We start from the raw sequence: 1,744 nt of genomic DNA on the forward strand, positions 1-1,744 counted from the left end.
CGCGTAGGCCACGGGGTCGGCCGTGGGGCTCGCCAGTGCCAGGAGCAGGGCGAGCCGATCGGCCCACCCTCGGAACTCCCCCGCCGCCATGCGAGAGTCGTCGCAGAGCCCCTCGGTGAGCGAGTCGCCGACCGCGACGTAGCGTCGCCAGGGCGGCGCGGCCGGAGACGCATCGGATGCCGCCGCCGCGCTCGCGCCCTCGAGCAGTCCCGGGCGCGATCGCGCGGTCGTCGCGGAACCCGCCGCACGCAGTCGGCTCGGAGCATCCGTCACTCGCCCGCGTCGGCTCGTCGTGGCGGTGCCACGGGCCGTGGACGGGGTGCCCGCCACGCCGCCGTGCGCCGCGATCACCTGCTCGTAGTGATCGATGAGCTCGTCGCCGAGCACGTCCCAGCCCCGGCCCTGCACGGCCTGGCGGGCGCGGAGGCCGAAGGCGCGCCGCTTCGCATCGTCGCCCACGAGGTCGCGCACGCGCTCGCGGAACTCGACGAGGTCGCCGGGTCGGTAGAGCCAGCCGTCGACGCTCGACCGCACGAGGTCGAGCGGTCCGCCCCGTCCCGTGGCGACCACCGGCACGCCGCTCGCGAGCGACTCCTGGATGGTCTGGCAGAAGGTCTCGCTCTCGCCGGGATGCACGAACACGTCGAGGCTGGCCATGGCCACGGCGAGCGCGTCGCCCCCGAGGAAGCCCGTGAATCGGGCGTTCGGCAGCATGCGCTCGAGCGTAGGCCGCGAGGGGCCGTCGCCGATCACGACGAGTCGGGTGTTCGGCAGGTCCTCGATGGCCCGCAGGTCCTCGACCTGCTTCTCGGGTGCGAGGCGACCGACGTAGCCGACGACGACCTCACCTGCGGGCGCGACGTGGCGCCGCCATTCCGCGTCGCGTCGGGCGGGCGTGAACCTGGCCGTGTCGACGCCGCGACGCCAGATCCGCACCTGGTCGTCGGGCACGCCCGCAGCCGCGAGCCGTTCGACGGCCGAGCTCGAAGGCGCGAGGGTGACGGTGGCGCGACGGTGCAGGCGACCCAGGTGGCGGGTGAGCGCGGGGGCGGCGCCCGGGATCCCGTACCGCTCGGCGTACGACGGGATGTCGGTCTGGTAGACCGCCACCGACGGCACGCCGAGCGGCTCGGCGGCCGCGAGCCCCCGCCAGCCCAGCACGAACGGCGATGCGAGGTGCATGACGTCGACCTCGTGCTCGCGGAGCACCGCCGACAGCCGATGGACGCTCGCGAGCGTGACGCGCACGTCGGGATAGCTCGGCAGGGGCATGGAGGGAAGCAGCACCGCGTGGGCGCCGAACAGCGACTGGTCGATCGGGCCCGACCGTGGGGCGACGACCACCGACTCGTGGCCACGACGCTCGAGGTGGCGCAGCACCTGCAGGAGGGAGTGCGTCACGCCGTTCATGTGCGGGAGGAACGATTCCGCGAGGAGTGCGACCTTCACGACTCCAAGCGTGGGGGCACCCGGCGTTCCCGCGGCACCGGAACCGCCCTCCGAACCGAGGATTCATCGTCTGGTCGGATGCCGTTCGCCGACGCGTCGCCAGGGAGTCGGCTCGCGGCATCCGACCGTCAACCCCTCGTGCCGGCCGGACGAACGGAGGAGCATTGGCGTTGAAGCACGCCCGACCGTTCGAGGAGGAACGCCATGTCATCAGTCGCCCGGGTCACCACCATCACCGTCCGCTCGGAGACGAGCTTCGAGGACGCCGTCGCGACCGGTGTCGCCCGCGCCGCGC

2 protein-coding genes are annotated in these 1,744 nt (G+C 73.5%); one reads left to right on the forward strand and one right to left on the reverse strand.

Annotated elements, in window-relative coordinates; translation table 11 throughout:
* On the reverse strand, positions 1-1,449 hold a 1,449-nt coding region (locus AC1DY2_RS19415; RefSeq protein ID WP_476763902.1), incomplete at its 3' end, for a glycosyltransferase family 4 protein.
* Positions 1,450-1,653: 204 nt separating this feature from the next.
* Here AC1DY2_RS19415 and AC1DY2_RS19420 point away from each other — a divergent pair.
* Positions 1,654-1,744 (forward strand): dodecin domain-containing protein (locus tag AC1DY2_RS19420; protein ID WP_476763903.1); only part of this gene is annotated, 91 nt, incomplete at its 3' end.

This window comes from Agromyces sp. P1_H4 (genome assembly GCF_056405255.1).